At 76.7% G+C, this 2,052-nt stretch carries 2 protein-coding genes; one reads left to right on the forward strand and one right to left on the reverse strand.

All coding sequences use genetic code 11. The features are described from left to right. Positions 1–1,194: WD40 repeat domain-containing protein (locus ACWEVO_RS35595; RefSeq protein ID WP_452311795.1), on the forward strand; the 1,194-nt coding region annotated here is incomplete at its 5' end. On the opposite strand, the gene ACWEVO_RS35600 is transcribed toward ACWEVO_RS35595, so the two are convergent. Beyond that, positions 1,166–1,963 carry an alpha/beta fold hydrolase gene (locus ACWEVO_RS35600; RefSeq protein ID WP_452311796.1) on the reverse strand — a complete coding sequence of 266 codons (798 nt, stop codon included), beginning with the start codon at positions 1,961–1,963 and terminating at the stop codon, positions 1,166–1,168. The two genes, ACWEVO_RS35595 and ACWEVO_RS35600, sit on opposite strands and share 29 nt — an antisense overlap. Between the last annotated feature and the right edge of the window lie 89 nt (positions 1,964–2,052).

Consider the following 2,052-nt stretch of genomic DNA (forward strand, 5'->3'; position numbering starts at 1 on the left):
GGCGCGGGGCCGGGACCGGCGCCGGGCGGAGGGGGCGGGCCGGCGCTGCCGGACCGGATCGGCCTGCCGGTCTTCGGCGCGCTGCACGCCACCGACCGGCCCCGGCTCGGGCCGGCGTCGGTGATCTTCAGCGGCCAGGCGCGCGGCCTCACCGGGCTGCTGGACGAGAACGGCACCATCGGCATCGTCGGGGCCGAGGCGGACCGCTACCGCACCTACGAGGTGGGCTACGAGGCGCCGGTCGGCGAGAGTGTGCTGCTCTCCCCCGACGGCCGGCGGATCGCCGCGCCCGGGGGCAGCAGCGAGCACCCCCGGATCGACCTGGTGGACCTGGTCGACGGGGTGCAGCGGCAGCTGCCCAGCGTGGTGCCGGGCAGCGTGACGACCGAGCCGGTCGGCTGGGCCCCCGACGGGCGGTCGCTGGTGGTCCGGGACACCGTCCCGACCAACCCGGAGGGCAGCGCGTACGCGGTGCTGAGCCTGGTCCGGCTGGACACCGGCCGGGCCGTTCGCCTGATCGAGGCCGAACAGCTGCCGATCTTCGGCGCCCCGGTGGCGTTCTCGGCCGACGGCAGCCGGCTGGCCTGGCGGATCGGCGACAAGGTGCTGATCGCCGGCGCCGACGGAACGTCCATCTCGTCGTTCCCGCTGCCGCCGGACACCGGGCTGGCGGGCAAGGGCGCCTGGCTGCCGGACGGCAGCCTGGCCCTGGTCGGCCGGGACCCGGGCACCGACCGCTGGCGGCTGCGCCACGTCGACCCGGACACCGGCCGGGACCTGGGCGCGCTGGAGCTGCCCGCCGTCACCGGGGTCACCACCATCCGGCTGCTCGGCTGGCGGCCGGACGGCTCCGCGCTGGTGGTCGCCTACCGGCCGGAGCCGGCGGCGCCGGTCCGGTTCGACCAGCCGATGGAGATGGACCAGCGGACCACGTACGGCCTGGTGCGGTCGGTGACCCTGCTCGCGCTGGTCCCGGGGGCGGCCGGGCCCACCACCGTGCTCACCGCCCCGGACCAGGTGCTCGCGATCGACGTGGCGGACACCGTCATCCACTCCGGTCAGATCCGCGACGCCGACCCGCCGTGGGGAGTGGGCGGCCGGTTCTGGTGGTGGACCGCGGCGGCGGCCCTGCTGCTGCTCGGCGCGATCCTGATCCGCCGGGTGGTCACTCGGGCGCGCGTACCTCGTGGGTGAGGAAGGGCAGCACGACGGCGGGCACCGCCGGGGAGCCGGCGACGTCGTAGTGGGTGAGGCCGGGCAGCACCGCCAACCGGGACGCCGGCCGGTCGCTGCCGTCCCAGCCGGCGTCCCGGTGCCCGCCGCCGAGCAGCCCGAAGAACTCGGCCATGTGGTGGACGGGGATCGAGTCGGCGTCGGCATAGACCAGCAGCACCGGCAGGGCCAGCGCGGCCACCTCGGCCGACCAGTCGTACTCGCGGCGCAGCAGGTCACCGGTCTTGGCCCAGAGGGTCGGCCAGTCCTGCGGGCGCGGCGCCACCCGCTCGTACCGCTTGTGCGGCGGGGTGCCACGCATCTGCTCGGCGACCCGCTCGTCCTGGGCGGCCATCGCCGCCAGCACCGCCGGGTACCAGCCCTGCCGCCGGCAGGGGGTGGAGACAAGCACCAGCCGGCGGACCAGCGCCGAATGCTGGATCGCGGTACGCAGGGCCACCCCGCCGCCGAGCGAGTAACCGAGCAGGTCCGCCGGCGGTACGTCCAGGTGACGCAGCAGCGCGGCGACATCGTCGGCCATCGACTCGTAGCGCAGCGGCCGGTCCACGTCGGCGGTCCGGCCGTGCCCCTGCAGGTCGACGGCGATCACCCGGCGGCGGGCGGCGAACGCGGGCAGCATCGGCGCGAACATCTCCACCGACCCGTAGCCGCCGTGCAGCAGCACCAGGGGTTTCCCGGCCCCGTGCAGCTCGTACCAGAGGCGCACCCCGTTGACGTCCGCGTAGCTCATGTCCCCTACAACGAGGGTGGCCGGGCCCGCGGCGGGGGCGCCCCCCGGGCGGGCGGGGGACCCCGCGCCGGGCCGGGGGCGCGGGCCCG

This window comes from Micromonospora sp. NPDC003776, from assembly GCF_053605645.1.